Origin of the sequence: Pantoea sp. LMR881 (genome assembly GCF_027157825.1) — a bacterium.
GTDB lineage: Bacteria > Pseudomonadota > Gammaproteobacteria > Enterobacterales > Enterobacteriaceae > Pantoea > Pantoea haifensis.
This window is the reverse complement of the sequence record NZ_JAPVOK010000002.1, coordinates 3227060-3244519: the sequence shown is the minus strand read 5'-3', so window position 1 is coordinate 3244519 and position 17460 is coordinate 3227060. Positions and strand designations below refer to the sequence as shown.

At 52.5% G+C, this 17460-nt stretch carries 14 protein-coding genes and 2 pseudogenes; 3 read left to right on the top strand and 13 right to left on the bottom strand.

Annotated elements, in window-relative coordinates:
- Positions 1 to 48: 48 nt before the first annotated feature.
- The 4 genes from pepB to trmJ form a co-directional block, all read right to left on the bottom strand.
- The gene (gene pepB / locus O3W44_RS17135) at positions 49 to 1335 is read right to left on the bottom strand and encodes an aminopeptidase PepB (RefSeq protein ID WP_269293990.1); all 1287 of its coding nucleotides are present in this window, start codon (positions 1333 to 1335) and stop codon (positions 49 to 51) included.
- A 163-nt stretch (positions 1336 to 1498) separates the two neighbouring features.
- Positions 1499 to 2665 (bottom strand): IscS subfamily cysteine desulfurase, encoded by a 1167-nt coding sequence (locus O3W44_RS17130; protein ID WP_269293989.1) that lies wholly within the window; start codon positions 2663 to 2665, stop codon positions 1499 to 1501.
- Positions 2666 to 2753: 88 nt separating this feature from the next.
- Positions 2754 to 3251 (bottom strand): Fe-S cluster assembly transcriptional regulator IscR, encoded by a 498-nt coding sequence (gene iscR / locus O3W44_RS17125; protein WP_269293988.1) that lies wholly within the window; start codon positions 3249 to 3251, stop codon positions 2754 to 2756.
- 129 nt (positions 3252 to 3380) lie between these two features.
- Positions 3381 to 4133: a tRNA (cytosine(32)/uridine(32)-2'-O)-methyltransferase TrmJ gene (gene trmJ, locus O3W44_RS17120; protein WP_269293987.1), complete on the bottom strand. Its 753-nt coding sequence runs from the start codon at positions 4131 to 4133 to the stop codon at positions 3381 to 3383.
- 138 nt (positions 4134 to 4271) lie between these two features.
- On the opposite strand from trmJ, the gene suhB reads away from it, so the two are divergent.
- The gene (gene suhB, locus O3W44_RS17115) at positions 4272 to 5075 is read left to right on the top strand and encodes an inositol-1-monophosphatase (RefSeq protein ID WP_269293986.1); all 804 of its coding nucleotides are present in this window, start codon (positions 4272 to 4274) and stop codon (positions 5073 to 5075) included.
- A 47-nt stretch (positions 5076 to 5122) separates the two neighbouring features.
- Here the strand turns inward: suhB and O3W44_RS17110 are convergent, their stop codons facing one another.
- From O3W44_RS17110 to O3W44_RS17100, 3 genes are all read right to left on the bottom strand, one after another.
- Positions 5123 to 6136, bottom strand: coding sequence for a TIGR04086 family membrane protein (locus tag O3W44_RS17110; protein WP_269293985.1), 1014 nt, complete (start codon positions 6134 to 6136; stop codon positions 5123 to 5125).
- Between the two features lie 204 nt (positions 6137 to 6340).
- Complete coding sequence (locus O3W44_RS17105; RefSeq protein ID WP_269293984.1) at positions 6341 to 7321, bottom strand: nickel/cobalt transporter; 981 nt, start codon at positions 7319 to 7321, stop codon at positions 6341 to 6343.
- On the bottom strand, positions 7312 to 7938 hold the full coding sequence (locus tag O3W44_RS17100; RefSeq protein WP_269293983.1) for a DUF1007 family protein: 627 nt from the start codon (positions 7936 to 7938) through the stop codon (positions 7312 to 7314). The genes O3W44_RS17105 and O3W44_RS17100 overlap by 10 nt, the downstream gene beginning before the upstream one ends.
- Before the next feature lie 155 nt (positions 7939 to 8093).
- Between O3W44_RS17100 and csiE the strand changes: the two genes are divergently transcribed.
- Complete coding sequence (gene csiE, locus O3W44_RS17095) at positions 8094 to 9362, top strand: stationary phase inducible protein CsiE (RefSeq protein WP_269293982.1); 1269 nt, start codon at positions 8094 to 8096, stop codon at positions 9360 to 9362.
- Here the strand turns inward: csiE and O3W44_RS17090 are convergent.
- Positions 9344 to 10493: pseudogene (locus O3W44_RS17090) on the bottom strand (3-phenylpropionate MFS transporter). The gene csiE and the pseudogene O3W44_RS17090 sit on opposite strands and share 19 nt — an antisense overlap.
- Positions 10494 to 10620: 127 nt before the next feature.
- The gene (gene glyA / locus O3W44_RS17085; protein WP_269293981.1) at positions 10621 to 11874 is read right to left on the bottom strand and encodes a serine hydroxymethyltransferase; all 1254 of its coding nucleotides are present in this window, start codon (positions 11872 to 11874) and stop codon (positions 10621 to 10623) included.
- Between the two features lie 328 nt (positions 11875 to 12202).
- Here glyA and hmpA point away from each other — a divergent pair, with 328 nt between their 5' ends.
- Positions 12203 to 13387: an NO-inducible flavohemoprotein gene (hmpA, locus tag O3W44_RS17080; RefSeq protein ID WP_269293980.1), complete on the top strand. Its 1185-nt coding sequence runs from the start codon at positions 12203 to 12205 to the stop codon at positions 13385 to 13387.
- A gap of 53 nt (positions 13388 to 13440) precedes the next feature.
- Here hmpA and glnB read toward each other — a convergent pair whose 3' ends face one another.
- The 4 genes and pseudogenes from glnB to O3W44_RS17060 all read right to left on the bottom strand — a co-directional run bounded on the left by glnB (position 13441) and on the right by O3W44_RS17060 (position 17308).
- The gene (gene glnB / locus O3W44_RS17075; protein ID WP_007886217.1) at positions 13441 to 13779 is read right to left on the bottom strand and encodes a nitrogen regulatory protein P-II; all 339 of its coding nucleotides are present in this window, start codon (positions 13777 to 13779) and stop codon (positions 13441 to 13443) included.
- Between the two features lie 97 nt (positions 13780 to 13876).
- Positions 13877 to 15210: pseudogene (glrR, locus tag O3W44_RS17070) on the bottom strand (two-component system response regulator GlrR).
- The gene (gene qseG / locus O3W44_RS17065) at positions 15210 to 15878 is read right to left on the bottom strand and encodes a two-component system QseEF-associated lipoprotein QseG (RefSeq protein WP_269293979.1); all 669 of its coding nucleotides are present in this window, start codon (positions 15876 to 15878) and stop codon (positions 15210 to 15212) included. The pseudogene glrR and the gene qseG overlap by 1 nt, the downstream one beginning before the upstream one ends.
- The gene (locus O3W44_RS17060) at positions 15875 to 17308 is read right to left on the bottom strand and encodes a sensor histidine kinase (protein WP_269293978.1); all 1434 of its coding nucleotides are present in this window, start codon (positions 17306 to 17308) and stop codon (positions 15875 to 15877) included. The genes qseG and O3W44_RS17060 overlap by 4 nt, the downstream gene beginning before the upstream one ends.
- Positions 17309 to 17460 lie beyond the last annotated feature (152 nt).

The window sequence follows — 17460 nt, the reverse complement described above, 5'->3', positions numbered from 1 at the left end:
TTTACTCTCAGGAAAAGCGGCGGCCTGTAAACCGCCACCGGGATCGATTTATTTCAGTAACAGATTCGCCAGGGTACGAACACCCAAACCGGTTGCACCGGCTGACCACTGATCTACCCCACTTTTGCGGTAAGTTGCTGAGCAGTCAATGTGTAACCAGCCTTGCTGATAGTTGCTGACAAAGTAAGACAGGAAGGCCGCTGCGCTACTGGCTCCTGCTGAATGCGCCGGGCTGGCAATGTTATTGAGATCGGCAAAGTTAGACGGCAAATGAGCACGATGGAATTCTGCCAGAGGCAAACGCCAGAACGGTTCGTTTTCACTGACCGCGCTGCCCATCAGCGACTGTGCCATCACATCGTCGAACGTGAACAGCGCATGGTAATCATTGCCAAGCGCCGTTTTCGCCGCACCGGTTAAGGTGGCCGCATCAATAAGCAGAGTGGGTTTCTGCTCGCTGGCATCGATCAGGCCATCCGCCAGCACTAAACGCCCCTCTGCGTCGGTGTTCATCACTTCGACTGATTTACCGTTACGATAGCGGATGATGTCGCCCAGTTTGAAGGCGTTGCTGCTTACCATGTTATCAGCACAGCACAGATAGAGTTTTACGCGCTTCGTTAAGCCACGTGAAATCGCCATCGCCAGCGCGCCCGTTACCGTCGCCGCACCGCCCATATCTGATTTCATGGAATCCATGAAGCTACTCTGCTTCATGCTGTAACCGCCGGTATCAAAGGTAATGCCTTTGCCTACCAGGCAGGCGTAAACCGGTGCATTTGCATCACCGGTTGGGTTGAAATCCAACGCCAGGAGAGCCGGCGGACGGTTCGAACCACGCCCAACGGTGTGTAACCCCATGTAGCCCTGTTCACGCAGATCTTCACCCTTGGTGATACGGTAGGTCACGGCATCGCCACCCACTTCACTGATCAGATCCACCGCGCTGTGCGCCAGATCTTCTGGTCCCAGTTCTTCCGCTGGCAGGTTGATGGTGTCACGCACCCAGTCAATAATCTTCAGACGGCGAGAAAACTCCGCCTGTTCATGTTCACCCAGTGTTGGCCAGTCAACCTGACGTTTCCCTTTCGGGCTGCGATAGCCTTGCCAGAAAGCCCAGCATTGTTCAAGATGCCAGCCTTCGCCTACTAACGCGACGTGACGGATGCCCTGTCCATCAATTTTGCGCGCGGCACGTTGTATGGTCACGAGCGCATCTGCGTCCGTTAAGTGCAGCGTCATCCCGCTGTCATTACTGGTCAGGATCGCTTTTTCGCCCCAGCGCGCATCAGCGGGCTGGCTGCTTAAGGTAATATTCATCGGTTGTGTGCTCATCGCGAAGCTCCGTATACGTTATAAGTTCATCCAGGCAAAGTGTAGGTACAGCCTGTGAGGATATGCCATGGAATGCGCAGACAGTCCTGATAACAGATAATACCGGCTGATGCCAGCGCATCTCAGAGAATGACACCGTTTCCAGAATGATGCGGCGTAAACATTAGCGCCCGGCTTTGTTCACTGCGCGCAAACGCGTCACGGATTTTTGTACCAGCGCAATGGCGTAATCGATCTCCTCTTCGGTGGTAAACCGACCGAGTGAGAAGCGCAGCGAGCTGTGCGCCAGTTCTTCACTGAGGCCTAAAGCGCGTAATACGTAAGAGGGTTCAAGGCTGGCAGAAGTACAGGCTGAACCTGAAGAGAGCGCCAAATCTTTCAACGCCATGATTAACGATTCGCCATCAACGTTGGCGAAACTAACGTTAAGGATATTGGCGGCGCTGTGCTGTAAATCGCCATTGATATGAAGATCATCCAGCACACTGAGTCCTTGCCACAAGCGGTCACGCAGCATCTGCAAGCGCGCCATCTCCTCTTCGCGCACTTCGCGTGCAATGCGATACGCTTCACCCATGCCAACAATTTGATGTACCGGTAACGTCCCTGAGCGCATTCCTCGTTCGTGGCCGCCACCGTGAATCTGCGCGTCGATTTGAATGCGCGGTTTGCGACGCACATAGAGAGCGCCAATGCCTTTCGGCCCGTAAATTTTATGGGCCGAAAATGACATCAAGTCGACTTTCAGTTCACTCAGATCAAGGGGCAGTTTGCCGACACTTTGCGTTGCATCGACATGGAACAGAATATCGCGTTCGCGACACAGCTCGCCCATAGCGGCAATATCCTGAATCACGCCGATTTCGTTGTTAACGTGCATGATGGAGACCAGCACCGTGTCGTCACGCAGCGCAGCGCGCAGCGCATCAACAGTAATAATGCCGTTAGCAGCAGGGGTTAAATAAGTGACATCAAAACCTTCGCGCTCAAGCTGCTGGCAACTGTCGAGCACCGCTTTGTGTTCAGTTTTGCTGGTAATGATATGTTTGCCGCGCGCCTGATGAAAATGGGCAGCGCCTTTGATCGCCAGGTTGTCTGATTCGGTTGCGCCAGAGGTAAAGACAATTTCACGCGGATCGGCATTAACCAGCTCCGCCACCTGATTGCGCGCCACATCGACCGCTTCTTCAGATTGCCAGCCAAAACGGTGAGAGCGGGAGGCCGGATTACCAAACGTGCCATCCAGCGTTAAGAATTGCATCATTTTGCTGGCCACACGCGGATCGGCCGGCGTGGTAGCGGCGTAATCCAGGTAAATCGGTAATTTCATTGCGCTACAGCTCCGTATAAAAAATCATACGTCTTTATAGCAGATTCGGCCCTGACCGCGTTAGCAGTAAGGGCCGCAGAGACAGGGATCAGGAGGCGCGCAGGTTAACGTTGATTTCCTGTGCGCGCGGATTCTGGAAGCGACGATTGTCATTCGCATTCTGGCGGTCAGCAACATCAAGGATTTCCTGATTATTAACCAGCTCAGCCAGGGTAATATTGTTCAGGAATTCACTGATACGCACGCTCAGATCGCGCCACAATACGTGAGTCAGGCAACGTTCACCGCCCTGGCACCCTTCTTTGCCCTGGCATTTAGTGGCATCGACTGACTCATCAACAGCGGTAATAACTTCACCTACCGCAATCGCACTAGCTTCTTTGCCCAGCAGATAACCACCGCCCGGACCGCGCACGCTGGCCACTAAGCCATTTTTACGTAAACGCGAGAATAACTGCTCCAGATAAGAGAGCGAAATGCCCTGACGTTCAGAAATATCTGCCAGCGGAACAGGACCTTCATTGGAGTGAAGGGCAACGTCCAGCATAGCAGTAACGGCATAACGTCCTTTGGATGTCAGTCTCATAGCGTACGACCTCAATAGCGTCCGGTTATCGGAGGATTAGCGAAAGATGTCGGAAGTCTGACATTCCCGAGTAAATTGGTCAACTATTTAACCAACTAAATTGGTCAACTATTTAACCCGGTAATTGACTCAACTATTATCGCTGCCATTTTTGTCGTTTTTACGCTTCTCGAAAGAGGAGAGCATGCCACGCAAAATATTGAGTTCATCGCGTTCAGGACGGGCGCGTGTATAAAGACGACGCAGTTTGCTCATCACCTGTCCCGGATTGGCTTCGCGGATAAAGCCGCTGCGCAGCATCATCTGTTCCATGTGCTGGTAAAACCGTTCCAGGTCATCCACCAGCGGATAAGGTGATTCTTCATACTGCGGCTTTGGATTCGCCTTTTCCTGCGCCTGCAACCACGCCATACGGACTTCATAAGCGATAATCTGCACCGCCATCGCCAGGTTAAGCGAGCTGTATTCCGGGTTCGCCTGAATGGCTACGTGGTAATGACATTTTTGCAGTTCATCGTTAGTCAGACCAACACGTTCACGCCCAAACACTAACGCGACCGGCGCTTGCTGGCCCTCTTCCACACTCTTAATCCCGCATTCGCGCGAATCAAGCATTGGCCAGGGCAGCGAACGCGAACGTGCGCTGGTACCGACCACCAGACTGCAACCCGCAATCGCTTCATCCAGTGAGTCGACGATTTTTGCTTCGCCAATTACGTCGCTGGCACCTGCGGCCAGAGAAATAGCCTGTGAATCTGGTTTAACCAGGGGATTGACCAGATAAAGGTTGGTTAAGCCCATGGTTTTCATGGCGCGTGCCACGGAGCCCATATTGCCGGTATGAGAAGTTTCCACCAGCACAATTCGAATATTTTGCAGCATTATTGGGATTACTCAGGATTGGGATCATTCAGAAAAAAACACCAGAACAAACTCTAACATAAAGCAGGACATTTACCGAACACACTGCTATACTCCGCGCCGTTTTCCCCGTTCTTTAACATCCAGCGAGAGATACCGATGCATCCGATGCTCAACATCGCCGTGCGCGCAGCGCGCAAGGCCGGAAATTTAATTGCCAAGAATTATGAAACCCCGGACGCTGTCGAAGCCAGCCAGAAAGGCAGCAACGACTTCGTTACCAATGTTGACCGCGACGCAGAACGCCTGATTATCGAAGTCATTCGTAAATCATACCCGCAGCACACCATCATCACCGAAGAAAGCGGTGAACTGGCGGGCGACGATCAGGACATTCAATGGGTAATCGATCCGCTGGATGGCACCACCAACTTCATCAAACGTTTGCCACACTTCTCTGTTTCTATTGCTGTGCGCATTAAAGGCCGCACTGAAGTCGCGGTGGTTTACGATCCAATGCGCAACGAATTATTCAGCGCCGTGCGTGGTCAGGGCGCGCAGCTCAACGGTTATCGCCTGCGCGGCAGCGTTGCACGCGATCTGGATGGCACTATTCTGGCGACCGGTTTCCCGTTCAAAATGAAGCAGCATGCGCCTGCGTACATGAATATCGTCACTAAACTGTTTACCCAGTGTGCCGACTTCCGTCGCACCGGTTCCGCTGCGTTGGATCTGGCTTATGTTGCTGCGGGCCGCGTTGATGGCTATTTTGAAATTGGCCTGAAGCCGTGGGATTTTGCTGCGGGTGAACTGCTGGTACGTGAAGCGGGTGGCCTGGTCACTGACTTTACTGGCAACCACGGTTATCTGCTGTCAGGCAATATCGTTGCCGGTAATCCGCGAGTGGTGAAAGCACTGCTTTCAAACATGCGTGAAGAGCTTAGCGAAGCGTTAAAACGCTAAAGAAAAGGCGGCATATTGATGCCGCCTTTTTTATTGGCACGTTTTAATTAACGACGTTCGTGGCTGAGAACCTGATGTGGCTGGGTACGACGTCCAATCATGCCCATGACACCGGCCAGGATAGCTTCAATGATCAACATAAAGAAGGCATACCAGCTGGCTTTCGCGGTCGCAGCTGCTGCCTGCTCAGCCGCTTCACGTGCTTTTTGTTCTGCCTGCTGCTTCATCTGCTGATATTTCTGCATGGCCTGTTGGTAGCTCTGTTCTGTTTGACTCACAATCTGCTCAACTTCCTGATCGCTTTTTCCGGTACGCGCCTTAATGATATTTTTCAACGCGTCACGATCGGCGGCTTGTAATGTATCAGCATGACGATTCATTACGCCGCTCAGCCAGTTAGTTAAATCAGTATCGGCATTTTGTTGATTCGTTGCAGTTTGAGAAGCCTGATTCTCTGCGTTTTGCGCTTCGTTATTTGCATCCTGTTGTAAATTCTCTGGTTGTAATTCCGGCTTGCCGGTCTGGCGCAGCGTGGTTTCCAACTCATTCTGCAAATCATCTAAATTAATATTGTTTTCCTCAAGTTTATCTTTCGCCATTTGGGTAACGGTTGGCGCCGCAGCGGAAATACCACTTCCCAACGCCTGAAAACCTGAGCCGACAATATTTAAGGCCCCGCCTAAAACGCTGCTGGCGAGAGAAACGGCAAGCCAGATGGTGAAAATAGTGCTCAGGCCAAACATCAATAACCCATGCAGGGCACCTTCGCGCTGTGCCAGACGCCCGGCAACGTAGCTACCAGCCGCCATCGCAATTAACATATTAATCGCCGTCCAGACCAGAGCACCCGTACCGAGATGCTGTAAAGGATTTCCTTCCTCCATCGGGTCAACGGTAGTCGCGCCAATCGCCGTGCCGAGCAGGGCAAGTAAAATGTGCACAATTAAGGCACAAATAACCCCAGCAAAGACGGCGCTCCAGGAAATGCGTTTGAGTGGCAAGCCAGCTTGCGTTGCCGCCACCGTTTGAGTAGTGCCACTGTTAATCCGGGTTTCAGCCATAATAAATTCTCCTTGCAGCACAGATAAGTGCAGTTTTAATTATTCAGGCAGATGAATACTTATCCGCCTGGTTGTTATCAGCGTAGACAGAGAAAACTCATTTCACCAGGAAGCGAGGAGAGATAAAAATATTACTGAGACGTGAAAAAATATCTTAAATGTATTACGCAGAGGGGAATATATTTCCCGCTGCGCTTTAATTTTTTAAAAAGCACGAAGCCCACCTGATATTACAGGTTGCGCTGACTGCCATAATATAATTCCGGTGATAATTAATAGCAGGCTTCCTGTTAGGGCCAGTAACGGCATAATCAAATGCACGCTTTTTGTCACCCTGCCTGCATTTGCCAGTCGCTGCGCCAGCGCACGTGAATGCTGTACCACTAAACCCATTGCGGAAATAGTGAGTGCCGTGCCAACAGCCATCGCTGCTGCCGAAACCACGCCCCACGCATACACACCGATCACTTTGGCAAACAGCAGCATCATGATCGCGCCAGAACAGGGACGAAGCCCCATTGATAAGACCACCAGAAGTTGGGTTTTCCAGTTAACCGCGTCGGCAACCTGCTGGGCATCAGGCAAATGCGCATGGCCGCAGGCGCAATTTTCATGATGCCGATGCGTCGGCCGCACGGCATAAATACTCATTGCCGGACGTGGCCTGACATTTTGCCATAACGCGCTGAGCGCCCGACAGCCGATCCAGACGCCCAGCCCTGTGACGAAAAGATAACTGCCTCTCTCCAGCCAAAAACTGCTGAGGTGCAACTGACGTGAAGAGGTTTGCAATATCACCAGCATCAATGTTACCAGCACAATAGCCACCGAACCTTGCAGCAACGAAGCCAGCAGCGTGAGCTTCAGACTGGTTTTCAGTTTTGTTGGATGCGTGGCTAAAAAGGTGGTGATCACCACTTTTCCATGACCAGGCCCCAGCGCATGCAGCACACCATATAACAGGCTGAACAACAGCAGTGTCAGGCCTGCCTGATGCGGTTGTGCCGCAACCTGCTGTAAGTGCTGCGTCATGTGCTGGTGGAGATCCTTTTGCCATAAGACGCTTTGCAGCAAAAGCTGCGGCCAGTGCAGCCATACTGCGGCCCCAGCGATAACCAGTGCCATAGCCAGCAACCACAGCGGCCACAAGCGCACTGTGCGCGGTGCACTATTAATTAATGACATGTCAGCATTACCGTTTGAGCAAACTGTCGGCCTAAATCGACCTCTTCAGGCGGTGCGTCAGCTTTATCGAGTGAAAGTGCATACTGTTTCAGTGAATCACTGGGTTGAGGCGTGTTCAGTTCGACGTGACAGCGTGACTGCAAGGCGGGCGGCAGACTCAGCGCCTCTGCCTTGTCATAAAACATATCGACAAAATAGGTGGGATCGAACGTCAGAATCTCAAAACGTTGTCCTTCAAGTCGCGGCGGTTCTGCCAGCGGTAAGATAAATTCCAGCACCGCTTTATTCCCTTTCCGTGACAAATGGTATTCTTTTGGCAAATTCAAAAATTTTACCCGCTGTTTGTTGTGCCACACTTCAGAAAAATAGTGCTGTCCCAGCACGTTAGCCATCACGCCTGCTGCCAGCTTTTTCCACACTTCTGTGCCAGGTTTAGCATCACCCGCATCATAAAGCAGATCGGCTGAGGTAATTTCATCCATCGTCCAGGTCATTTTCAGGCCGGTAAAACGTTCGCCATCAGCGACCACTTCCGTTTTCATGTCGATAAAACTATGCGGGTGTGCAGTCGCAGCCGAACTCATCAACAGCAGTAGACAAAAAAATGCGCGTTTCATAATGTTATAAAGTAACGTTCCTGCTGAAAAGGATCCATAGGTAACAAAATTTTGTGACCCGCTTTAAACCTCTGAATAAAAAACCTGACAATCCCTGCGGTAAAAGGTGCAGTTGGCTATTCTTAGCTCAAAATTACCCGCTGGAAGTTTAATTGATGAGTTCTGCTACACCTTCAGCACCACTCTTCACCCGTTCTCAGCGTCGTTGCCATCTACTGTTACTGTTGTTTTTACCCACTCCCGTGCTAACGCTTGAAAAGCTCTGCCAGTTAAACGGCGTCGATCTTGCGGTTACCCGACAGGATATCGCGGATGTTGGCGATGAGATACAACGTTACCACCAGTTGGAATTGCATCAAATGGTGGATGGTAGCTTACGTATTCATGGTACGGAGTTGAACCGACGTATCTGTCTGCTGCATAACCTGCGGCGTAGCCTGCGCTTGTCGGAAGCATTTGTTCGTGAACATTTTGCCGCACCGTTGCGCCAGCGTTTAAGGATCATGAAAATTGAAAAGGCGCTTTACGATGAGATCAATCTTCAGGCATTGATTCAACACTGTAGCCTGCAGCTGTCGCGTGATTTTAGCCCGCGCGATCGCCTGTTTTTACAGATTTTCATGAAATATGGTTTGTGCCAGCGCCAGCCCGCCCTGTTTAACGAGCGTCAGATTGCCTGGTTGCAACACAAAGCTGAGCGTCAGGCGGCGATGGATGTCATTCATCACTGGCAAAAGCGTTGTCACCTTGCACCGCACATCAGTGAAACTGAATTCTGGACGCTGCTGTTCAGCTTGATCCATGCGCCCACAATGGCGTCGGCGCAACATCCCAGTGAACAACGACTTTTGGCCGCGACGCATCGGCTGATTGATGATTTTGAACAGTGCGCTCAGGTCACGTTTGCTGAACGCAACGAACTACAGCATCAGCTTTTTACCCATCTGGCGCAGGCGCTGGATCGTATTCATTTTTCCATCGGCATCGATAACAGCGTGGCGCTGGATGTCACGCGGCTTTATCCGCGCCTGCTGCGCACCACGCATCAGGCGCTGAAGGCATTCGAAAACGAATATCAGGTGGAATTTAACCCGGAAGAGGCCAGCCTGATCACGGTTATTTTCGGCGCCTGGCTGATGCAGGAAAATGTGTTACAGGAGAAACAGGTGCTGCTGCTCACCGGTGAAAATAATGCGCTTGAGCAGGAAGTAGAACAGCAAATCCGCGAAATCACCCTGCGGCCAATTAATATCAAGTATCAGGCTATGAAGGATTTTCAGCGTCATGGTGCGCCGCGTGAAGTCGACCTGGTTATTTCACCTTATGCAACGTCGCTGCCGCTGTTCTCACCCCCGCTGATCCACGCCGAATTGCCGCTGACGGAGCACCATCAGCAGCGGATCCGTCATTTACTGGAGTCGTAACGCGGGCGCAAAAAGAGTGCCGGAAGCGCCACCAGCGCCATTACCCAAAACAGATGCCCTTGCAGATGAGTGAACAGTACGCCGCAAATCATCGTCATTACGGCGATGCCACCGCCCATGGCCAGGGCTGAATAGAGTGATTGCAGGCGAATGACTTCTGCTCCTGTGCGCGCTGCAATAAAGCGCATCGCCGCCAGATGGCAAACGGTAAAGCTGCCACAGTGGAGGATCTGCGCCACAATCAGTAGCGGCAATGCGGTACTGCTACCGAGCAAACTCCAGCGCACCACCGCGCAAATGCCGGATAGCAGCAGCAAATCACGCGCCGACCAGCGGCGGAATAAGCGGTTACTCAGGGCAAAGACTACAATTTCTGCCACGACACCAAGCGACCATAAATAGCCAACCACAGAAGCGGAATAGCCACTCTCCTGCCACCAAATGGCGCTGAAGCCGTAATAGGCCGCATGGGCGCCCTGCAACAGCGTTACGCACAGCATAAAACGCCAAACGGCATTTTCTTTCAAAAGCAGACGCCAGGCCTGCCAGCCGCCCTTTTCTGCCCCTTGCCGTTCACTGCCCTGCGGTCGCGTGGTGGGTGAAAGCATCATTCCTGCCAGCATACTTAGCGCGCCCACGGACAGGAGAACCAAAATGGCTTGTGAGGAGTAGGCGCTGACCAACATGCCGGTTAACGCTGAGCTGATCACAAAGGCCAGCGAGCCCCACAGCCGCACCGGTCCATAAGCCAGTCCGATTTGCCGGGTCCAGGTCGCGGCAAGCGCATCGCTGAGCGGCACCAGCGGCGAAAAAAACAGGTTGAAGCCAGTCATTACCATCAGCAGCCACAACCACTGCTGCCCCAGCCAGTAGCCAACGGCAAACAGGCAGGTCATAAACGCTAATAAGCGCAGCGCAGTAATTAACTGCGACGGATTTTTGACTTGCGAAGCGATCAACAGGCTGCCAACAAAACGCGCCACCATGCCGCAGCCCAGCAGTAAACCGATTTTTTTCAGCGTCGAGGCCGGTGCCCTTCAGCCATACGCTCCAAAAAGGCAGGTAAATGCCGTAACAGAAGAAGTAAGTGAAGTAGCCCAAACCGAGCCATTTCGCCGAGCCGATTGCCATATTCCCTCCAGCAAAATGCTGCGTAGCAGCAAGAGTGGCCGCTACTTTGTCAAAACCCTGTTTGCGCGACAATAAAAAGGATGGCTTTCGCCATCCTTTTACACCCGACGTTATGCAGGCTAAACGCTTATGCGTAAACCGGCAGACGTGCGCAGATTTCCAGTACTTTTTGCTTGATGCGCTCGATGGTGGCCTCATCGTTAATGTTGTCCAGCACGTCAGCAATCCAGCCAGCCAGTTCGCGTACTTCTGCTTCTTTGAAGCCGCGACGGGTTACTGCCGGCGTACCGATACGGATGCCGGACGTGACAAACGGACTTTTCGGATCGTTTGGCACGCTGTTTTTGTTAACAGTAATATTGGCCCGACCCAGCGCGGCATCCGCTTCTTTACCGGTCAGGTTTTTGCTCACCAGATCGATCAGGAACAGATGGTTATGGGTGCCGCCAGAAACGATGTTGTAGCCGCGCTCAATCAGCACTTCAACCATCGCTTTGGCATTTTTAGCCACTTGCTGCTGGTAGGTTTTGAACTCAGGTTCCATCGCTTCTTTGAAAGCAACCGCTTTACCGGCGATAACGTGCATCAGAGGGCCACCCTGGCCGCCTGGGAACACCGCAGAATTCAGCTTCTTATACAGATCTTCATCGCCGCCTTTCGCGATGATCAGACCGCCACGTGGACCTGCCAGCGTTTTATGCGTGGTTGAGGTTACAATGTGTGCGTGTGGAACCGGCGTTGGGTACACGCCAGCTGCGACCAGACCCGCAACGTGTGCCATATCCACAAACAGGTAAGCGCCTACGCTGTCGGCGATTTCACGCATTTTAGCCCAGTCGCAAATGCCGGAATAGGCAGAGAAACCGCCTACGATCATTTTAGGCTGATGCGTTTTCGCCAGCTCAGCCAGCTCGTTGTAATCAATTTTACCGGTTTCATCGATGCCGTAAGGCACAACGTTATACAGCTTACCAGACAGGTTAACCGGTGAACCGTGCGTCAGGTGGCCACCGTGTGCCAGGTTCATCCCCAGAATGGTGTCGCCTGGCTGCAATAATGCCGTATAGACTGCAAAGTTTGCTTGTGAACCGGAATGGGGCTGAACGTTAGCGTAATCCGCACCAAACAGTTCTTTTGCACGATCAATCGCCAGTTGTTCAACGATATCAACGTACTCACAGCCGCCATAGTAACGTTTGCCCGGATAGCCTTCCGCGTATTTGTTGGTAAGCTGTGAACCTTGCGCCTGCATAACACGCGGGCTGGTGTAGTTTTCAGAAGCAATCAGTTCAATGTGCTCTTCCTGACGCACTTTCTCTTGCTCCATCGCCTGCCACAACTCGGCATCATAATCGGCAATGTTCATATCACGCTTTAACATCCGCATCTCCTGACTCAGCTATCTTTTAACGGCAGTTTAAGCCCCACCAGGGGCGAAGGCCCACAGTGTAAACCGTTTTAACAAGTGACGGTAGCGCGAATCCCCTCTTTTTACGCAAACGATTGGCTTGCTACTGGCAAAGGTTTTTTACGCCTTTTTGCTGCGCCACAGCAGCATAATTTTTGCGCATGTTATGACGAAAAATTTTTCAGGATGCACAAAAAAGTTGCCAGATCGGTATCCCGAAAAATAGTTGGGTTATTTACACTTAGCGCGCGCCGCTATAAGATGCATTTAAAATGCAACTTATGCTTGTGAGGTTTTCTCAATGCTTGACGCTCAAACCATCGCTATTGTTAAGTCTACTCTGCCTGCCGTTGCGGCTTGTGGTCCCAAACTTACCGCCCATTTTTATGACCGCATGCTGTCGCATCATCCCGAACTGAAAAACGTTTTTAATATGAATAACCAGCGCAACGGCAATCAGCGCGAAGCGTTATTCAATGCGATTTGTGCTTATGGCGCGAACCTGGAAAATCTTGCGGTATTGCTGCCTGCGGTAGAAAAGATTGCGCAGAAGCATACCAGCCTGAATATTCAGCCTGAGCAGTACGCCATTGTGGGTGAGCACCTGCTGGCGACCATTAAAGAGTTACTGAATCCGGGTGACGATGTATTAGCTGCCTGGGGACGTGCTTACGGTGTACTGGCGCAGGTGTTTATCCAGCGCGAAGAGGCAATCTATCAGGATACGGAACAGCAAAACGGCGGCTGGCGTGGCACCCGTGCTTTTCGCATTAGCGCGCTCGAACAGCAAAGTGACGTTATCAAAAGCATTACGTTTACGCCCGTTGATGGCGGCGCGGTCGCAGCGTTTAAACCGGGACAATACCTTACCGTCTATCTGCATCCTGCCGAATTTGAGCATCAGCAAATTCGGCAATATTCTCTGACCCACAGCAGCAACGGCGAGTATTACCGTATTGCAGTAAAACGCGATGCGCAGGGCACCGTTTCTGGCTGGTTGCATCAACACGCAAAAGTGGGTGATGAGATCCAACTGGCAGCACCGCATGGCGATTTCTTTATGCAGCTGACGTCTGAGACACCTGTGGCGTTGATTTCCGCTGGCGTCGGTCAAACGCCGATGTTAGCGATGCTTCACACGCTCGCCGCACAGCAGCATGCCGCGCCAGTAAGCTGGTTACATGCCACCGAAAATGGCGAACAGCACGCTTTTGCCGCTGAAGTTAACGCGACCGGTGCGCGCCTGCGTAACTTTACGCAAAAGGTTTGGTATCGCCAGCCCTCACAGCAGGATACTGGCCGTTTTGACGCGCAGGGGCTGATGGATTTGGCACTCTACTCAGCGCACCTGGAAGACACAAACACCCAGTTTTATCTTTGTGGGCCGCTGGGCTTTATGCAGTTTGCTGCCGCACAACTCCGCGATGCGGGCGTTGACGTCGGGCGAATTCACTACGAAGTGTTTGGCCCACATAAAGTGTTGTAAATAAAAAAAGCCCCGCAGCGGCAACCGGTGCGGGCTTTTTATTGAAATCAAAATTAAATCGCTTCTTCGTCTTCTTCGCCGGTACGAATGCGAACCACGCGCGCAACGTCAAAAACAAAGATTTTACCGTCACCAATCTTACCGGTTTGCGCGGTTTTCATGATGGTTTCTACGCAGGTATCGACAATATCGTCGCCAACCACCATTTCAATTTTTACTTTTGGCAGAAAGTCGACCATATATTCGGCACCACGATACAGCTCGGTGTGGCCTTTCTGACGGCCAAATCCTTTAACTTCGCTCACCGTCATCCCGGTGATGCCAACTTCCGCTAAGGCTTCACGGACATCATCGAGTTTGAATGGTTTGATAATTGCATCAATCTTTTTCATGTCAGACCCTTTTCTTTCTCCCTCCGTGGTCGGAAGGGTTTCTTTAGTATAAATGTTCCTGCCGATGCTGCGGGCTTAACCTCATCGCGGCAGAAAACTACTCTTTAAAATCGCTGGCGTCCAGTTCATGCCGGGACAGCAGCTTATAAAACTCGGTGCGGTTACGTCCAGCCAGCCGCGCTGCGTTGGTGACGTTGCCTTTGGTCATTTGCAGCAGCTTACGTAAATAGTTCAGCTCGAACTGGTTACGCGCTTCGACGAAGGTGGGCAGCGCGCTGCTTTCGCCCGTTAACGCCTGCTCAACCAGCGCATCGCTAATCACGGGCGATGAACTGAGGGCCACGCACTGCTCAATCACATTCACTAATTGTCGCACATTACCGGGCCAGCTGGCGGCCATCAGGCGCTTCATGGCATCAACAGAAAAACTGCGGACCTGCGGCTTGTGCCGTTCAGCCGCCTGGCGTAACAAATGGTTTGCCAGTAATGGGATATCTTCCGTGCGCTCATGTAACGCCGGAATTTTTAAATTCACTACATTAAGCCGATAGAAGAGATCTTCACGGAACTCTTTTTCTCCATCGCTTTTGGTAAGTCGCGATGCGTTGCGGAGATGATACGCACATTGATGGCTACGTCACTGTTGCTGCCCAGCGGGCGCACTTTTCGTTCCTGCAAGACACGCAGCAGTTTCACCTGTAGCGCCTGCGGCATATCACCAATTTCATCCAGAAACAGGGTGCCACCTTCAGCCGCCTGAAACAGCCCTTCACGCGCGCTGACCGCGCCGGTAAAAGCGCCTTTAGCGTGACCAAACAGCTCAGATTCCAGCAACTGCTCCGGCAACGCGCCGCAGTTGATAGCGATGAAGGGCTGAGCGGCACGCGGACTGGCAGCGTGAATCGCCTGCGCCAGCACCTCTTTGCCAGTGCCACTTTGCCCATTGATCAGGACGCTGACATCGGACTGCGCCACCATATGCGCCTGTTCTAACAGACGAAGCATAGACGGACTGCGCGTAACAATCGCTTCGCGCCAGCGGTCATCGCTGATGGGTGCTCGCTGCGCCAGCGCCTCATCAATCGCTTTATACAATGCGTCACGATCCACCGGCTTGGTGAGAAAACTGAATACACCTTGCTGCGTCGCTGACACCGCATCCGGGATCGATCCGTGCGCAGTCAGGATGATCACCGGTAATCCGGTGTGGCGTTTTTGGATCTCGCCAAACAGCGCGAGGCCATCCATTTCATCCATACATAAATCGCTGATTACCAGCTCGATCTTCTCTTTTTGCAGCAGTCGCAACGCCTCTGGCCCGCTATCCGCAGTGGTTACCTGATAACCTTCGCTACTCAGGCGCATACCTAACAGTTTTAACAGGCTGGGATCGTCATCCACTAACAGCAAGCGCGCAGGTTGTTTCACCATCACTGATCCTCAGATTGAGATGCGGCAGGCACATGCGTGCTGTCGGAGACGTCTGGCGCTTTACGTGTCGAGAGCTGACGCTCAATATCGGTTAATCGCTCCAGCTTGTGCTGCGTATCGCTTAGCTGCTGGCGTAGCGTGATTTGCTGCTGACGTAGCTGATCCAACTGTACATCACTGCTCTGTTGCAGATGCGTGTAACGCGAGCGAGTTTCACTCAGGTCAAGCTGCGCTGCCTGATTGCTGCGCCACAGCTGGATAAGCGGGCGGACTGACGCAGGAAAGTCGCTGCTGTAGTCATCCAGTCTGGTCACAAAATTGCGTCGCTCCATCGGGGTAATGTTTCCGTTCGCCATCAACACGCCCTGCTTAAATGCGCCTGACCAGTTTTTAACCGGCCAGCGGTGTGCTTCAGCGCGAGCCTGCGCCGGTGACAGGCGCTCAGCACAATCAATGGCACGCAGCCAGTACAGCGGATTACGCATCGCCGCGTCGGCTTCTGTCTGCCAGACGTCGCTGCAATCGATCGCGAGATAATCCGCCAGCTTAACCTCTGGCTCCGCAACGGCCTGGCTTGAAAGACGCGAAGGCGAAGAGGGTGAAGGTTGACAACCGCTGAGCAGCAGACTGGTTAACAGGCTCAGCAGTAAAGGTGTGAAGGCTTTCATCGATCAGGCATATTCCCGGCAATTTTTAGTTCAATGCGAAAACAAACGTCAGCATCTGGACGGGTAACAAGTTTCAGGTCGCCCTGCATGCGGCGCAGACAATCTTTAGCGATACTTAACCCCAGCCCGCTGCCTTTAACGGGGCCCTGACGCTGCTGGCTCCCCTGATAAAAGGGTTCGAATATCATTTTTTGCTCTTCGACAGGAACAGGCGTGCCAGTATTGGCGACCTCAATCCAGACGCTGTCACCCTGCTGCTTGCTGCGCAGCCAGATGTTACCGGATTCGCTCCCGTAGTTCACGGCGTTCGAATAGAGGTTGTCAATGACACGCATCAGCAAAGTCGGCTCAGCCAGACAGCGTGTTACTTGCAAATCGATGTCAGTATGCATCAGTTTAGTTCGCGCCGGTAAAGCGTGTGCGCTCACAACCATATCCACGATCTCATCCAGGGCCACTGTTTCGAGTGATGTCGGGCTGTCGGCCAGTTTGCGGTTATAGTCGAGCAGTTGTTCAATCAGCCGCTGTAAATGGCGACTGCTGCTATCCAGAATAGCGACAATCTCTTTTTGATCGGGATTGAGCGAACCAGCCACTTCATCAGCCAGCAGTTCGGTGCCTTCACGCAGGCTGGCGAGCGGCGTTTTAAGTTCATGAGAGAGATGGCGTAAAAATTCGTGGCGCTGCGTTTCGAGCCATGCCAGTCGTTCGCTGAGCCAGACGATACGCTGGCCCAACGAGCGCAATTCCCTTGGGCCGCGAAAGACCACGCTTCTGCCTAATTCACGTCCTTCGCCCAGTCGGTTGATCATTCGCTCAACGCTCTTTACCGGCCCAATAATCATGCCGGTAAACAGCAACACCAGCGCAAGGCTGATGATAAATAAGATCAACGCCTGCCAGCCAAAGAACTGTCCCCGCTCGGCAATCTCACGTTGTAACTGCAAACCGCGGGAAAACACCACCTGGCGCGTGTCCTGCACCAGTTGCGCATTGGTAGCTGAAAAGCTTTCCAGCGCCTGGGCGGCGGCATTCAGCGGATTACCTTTTTCACACTGCAACTGAGCGAGTTGCGGCAGTAAAGCCTGTAGCGTTTGAAAAGCCGGGAGTTCAGGCAGGCTGCCTGCATGTGACGTTAGCATCTGGCTGTAGCGCGTGCGCTGAGTTTGATAGAGCCGTGCCAGCGTGGCATCCCCCAATACGCAATACTGACGATAGCTGCGCTCAAGCTCGATAGCCGTTCGCGCCATCGCCTCGCTGCGGCGCACATCGGTGAACGTATTACGGTTGGTATCTGCAGCCTGATCGCTCAGGGCTGAGAGGCTTTCCCACGCTTGCCAGGCCAGCACCAGCAAGGGCAGCAGCACCAGCAGAAACGCCATCAATACTAACTGGCGGAGAGAACGGGGAAATAAACGCCATCTTTTCACGCGGCCGCTTCCTTAAATTTACGCTTACCGGATGCTAGCGGACTCTGCCTGCGGAGGAAAGAACAACAAAGAAAACGGCAGGCGCAATGGCCTGCCGTTAACGCGACGCCTGAGCCTCGCGGAGGAATGAGTGGAGCCTAACTCAACGTTGC

Bases quoted from the DNA above. Each gene is read 5' to 3' on its own strand.
- pepB (WP_269293990.1), bottom strand. From the start codon at position 1,335: ATGAGCACACAACCGATGAATATTACCTTAAGCAGCCAGCCCGCTGAT.
- O3W44_RS17130 (WP_269293989.1), bottom strand. From the start codon at position 2,665: ATGAAATTACCGATTTACCTGGATTACGCCGCTACCACGCCGGCCGAT.
- iscR (WP_269293988.1), bottom strand. From the start codon at position 3,251: ATGAGACTGACATCCAAAGGACGTTATGCCGTTACTGCTATGCTGGAC.
- trmJ (WP_269293987.1), bottom strand. From the start codon at position 4,133: ATGCTGCAAAATATTCGAATTGTGCTGGTGGAAACTTCTCATACCGGC.
- suhB (WP_269293986.1), top strand. From the start codon at position 4,272: ATGCATCCGATGCTCAACATCGCCGTGCGCGCAGCGCGCAAGGCCGGA.
- O3W44_RS17110 (WP_269293985.1), bottom strand. From the start codon at position 6,136: ATGGCTGAAACCCGGATTAACAGTGGCACTACTCAAACGGTGGCGGCA.
- O3W44_RS17105 (WP_269293984.1), bottom strand. From the start codon at position 7,321: ATGTCATTAATTAATAGTGCACCGCGCACAGTGCGCTTGTGGCCGCTG.
- O3W44_RS17100 (WP_269293983.1), bottom strand. From the start codon at position 7,938: ATGAAACGCGCATTTTTTTGTCTACTGCTGTTGATGAGTTCGGCTGCG.
- csiE (WP_269293982.1), top strand. From the start codon at position 8,094: ATGAGTTCTGCTACACCTTCAGCACCACTCTTCACCCGTTCTCAGCGT.
- glyA (WP_269293981.1), bottom strand. From the start codon at position 11,874: ATGTTAAAGCGTGATATGAACATTGCCGATTATGATGCCGAGTTGTGG.
- hmpA (WP_269293980.1), top strand. From the start codon at position 12,203: ATGCTTGACGCTCAAACCATCGCTATTGTTAAGTCTACTCTGCCTGCC.
- glnB (WP_007886217.1), bottom strand. From the start codon at position 13,779: ATGAAAAAGATTGATGCAATTATCAAACCATTCAAACTCGATGATGTC.
- qseG (WP_269293979.1), bottom strand. From the start codon at position 15,878: ATGAAAGCCTTCACACCTTTACTGCTGAGCCTGTTAACCAGTCTGCTG.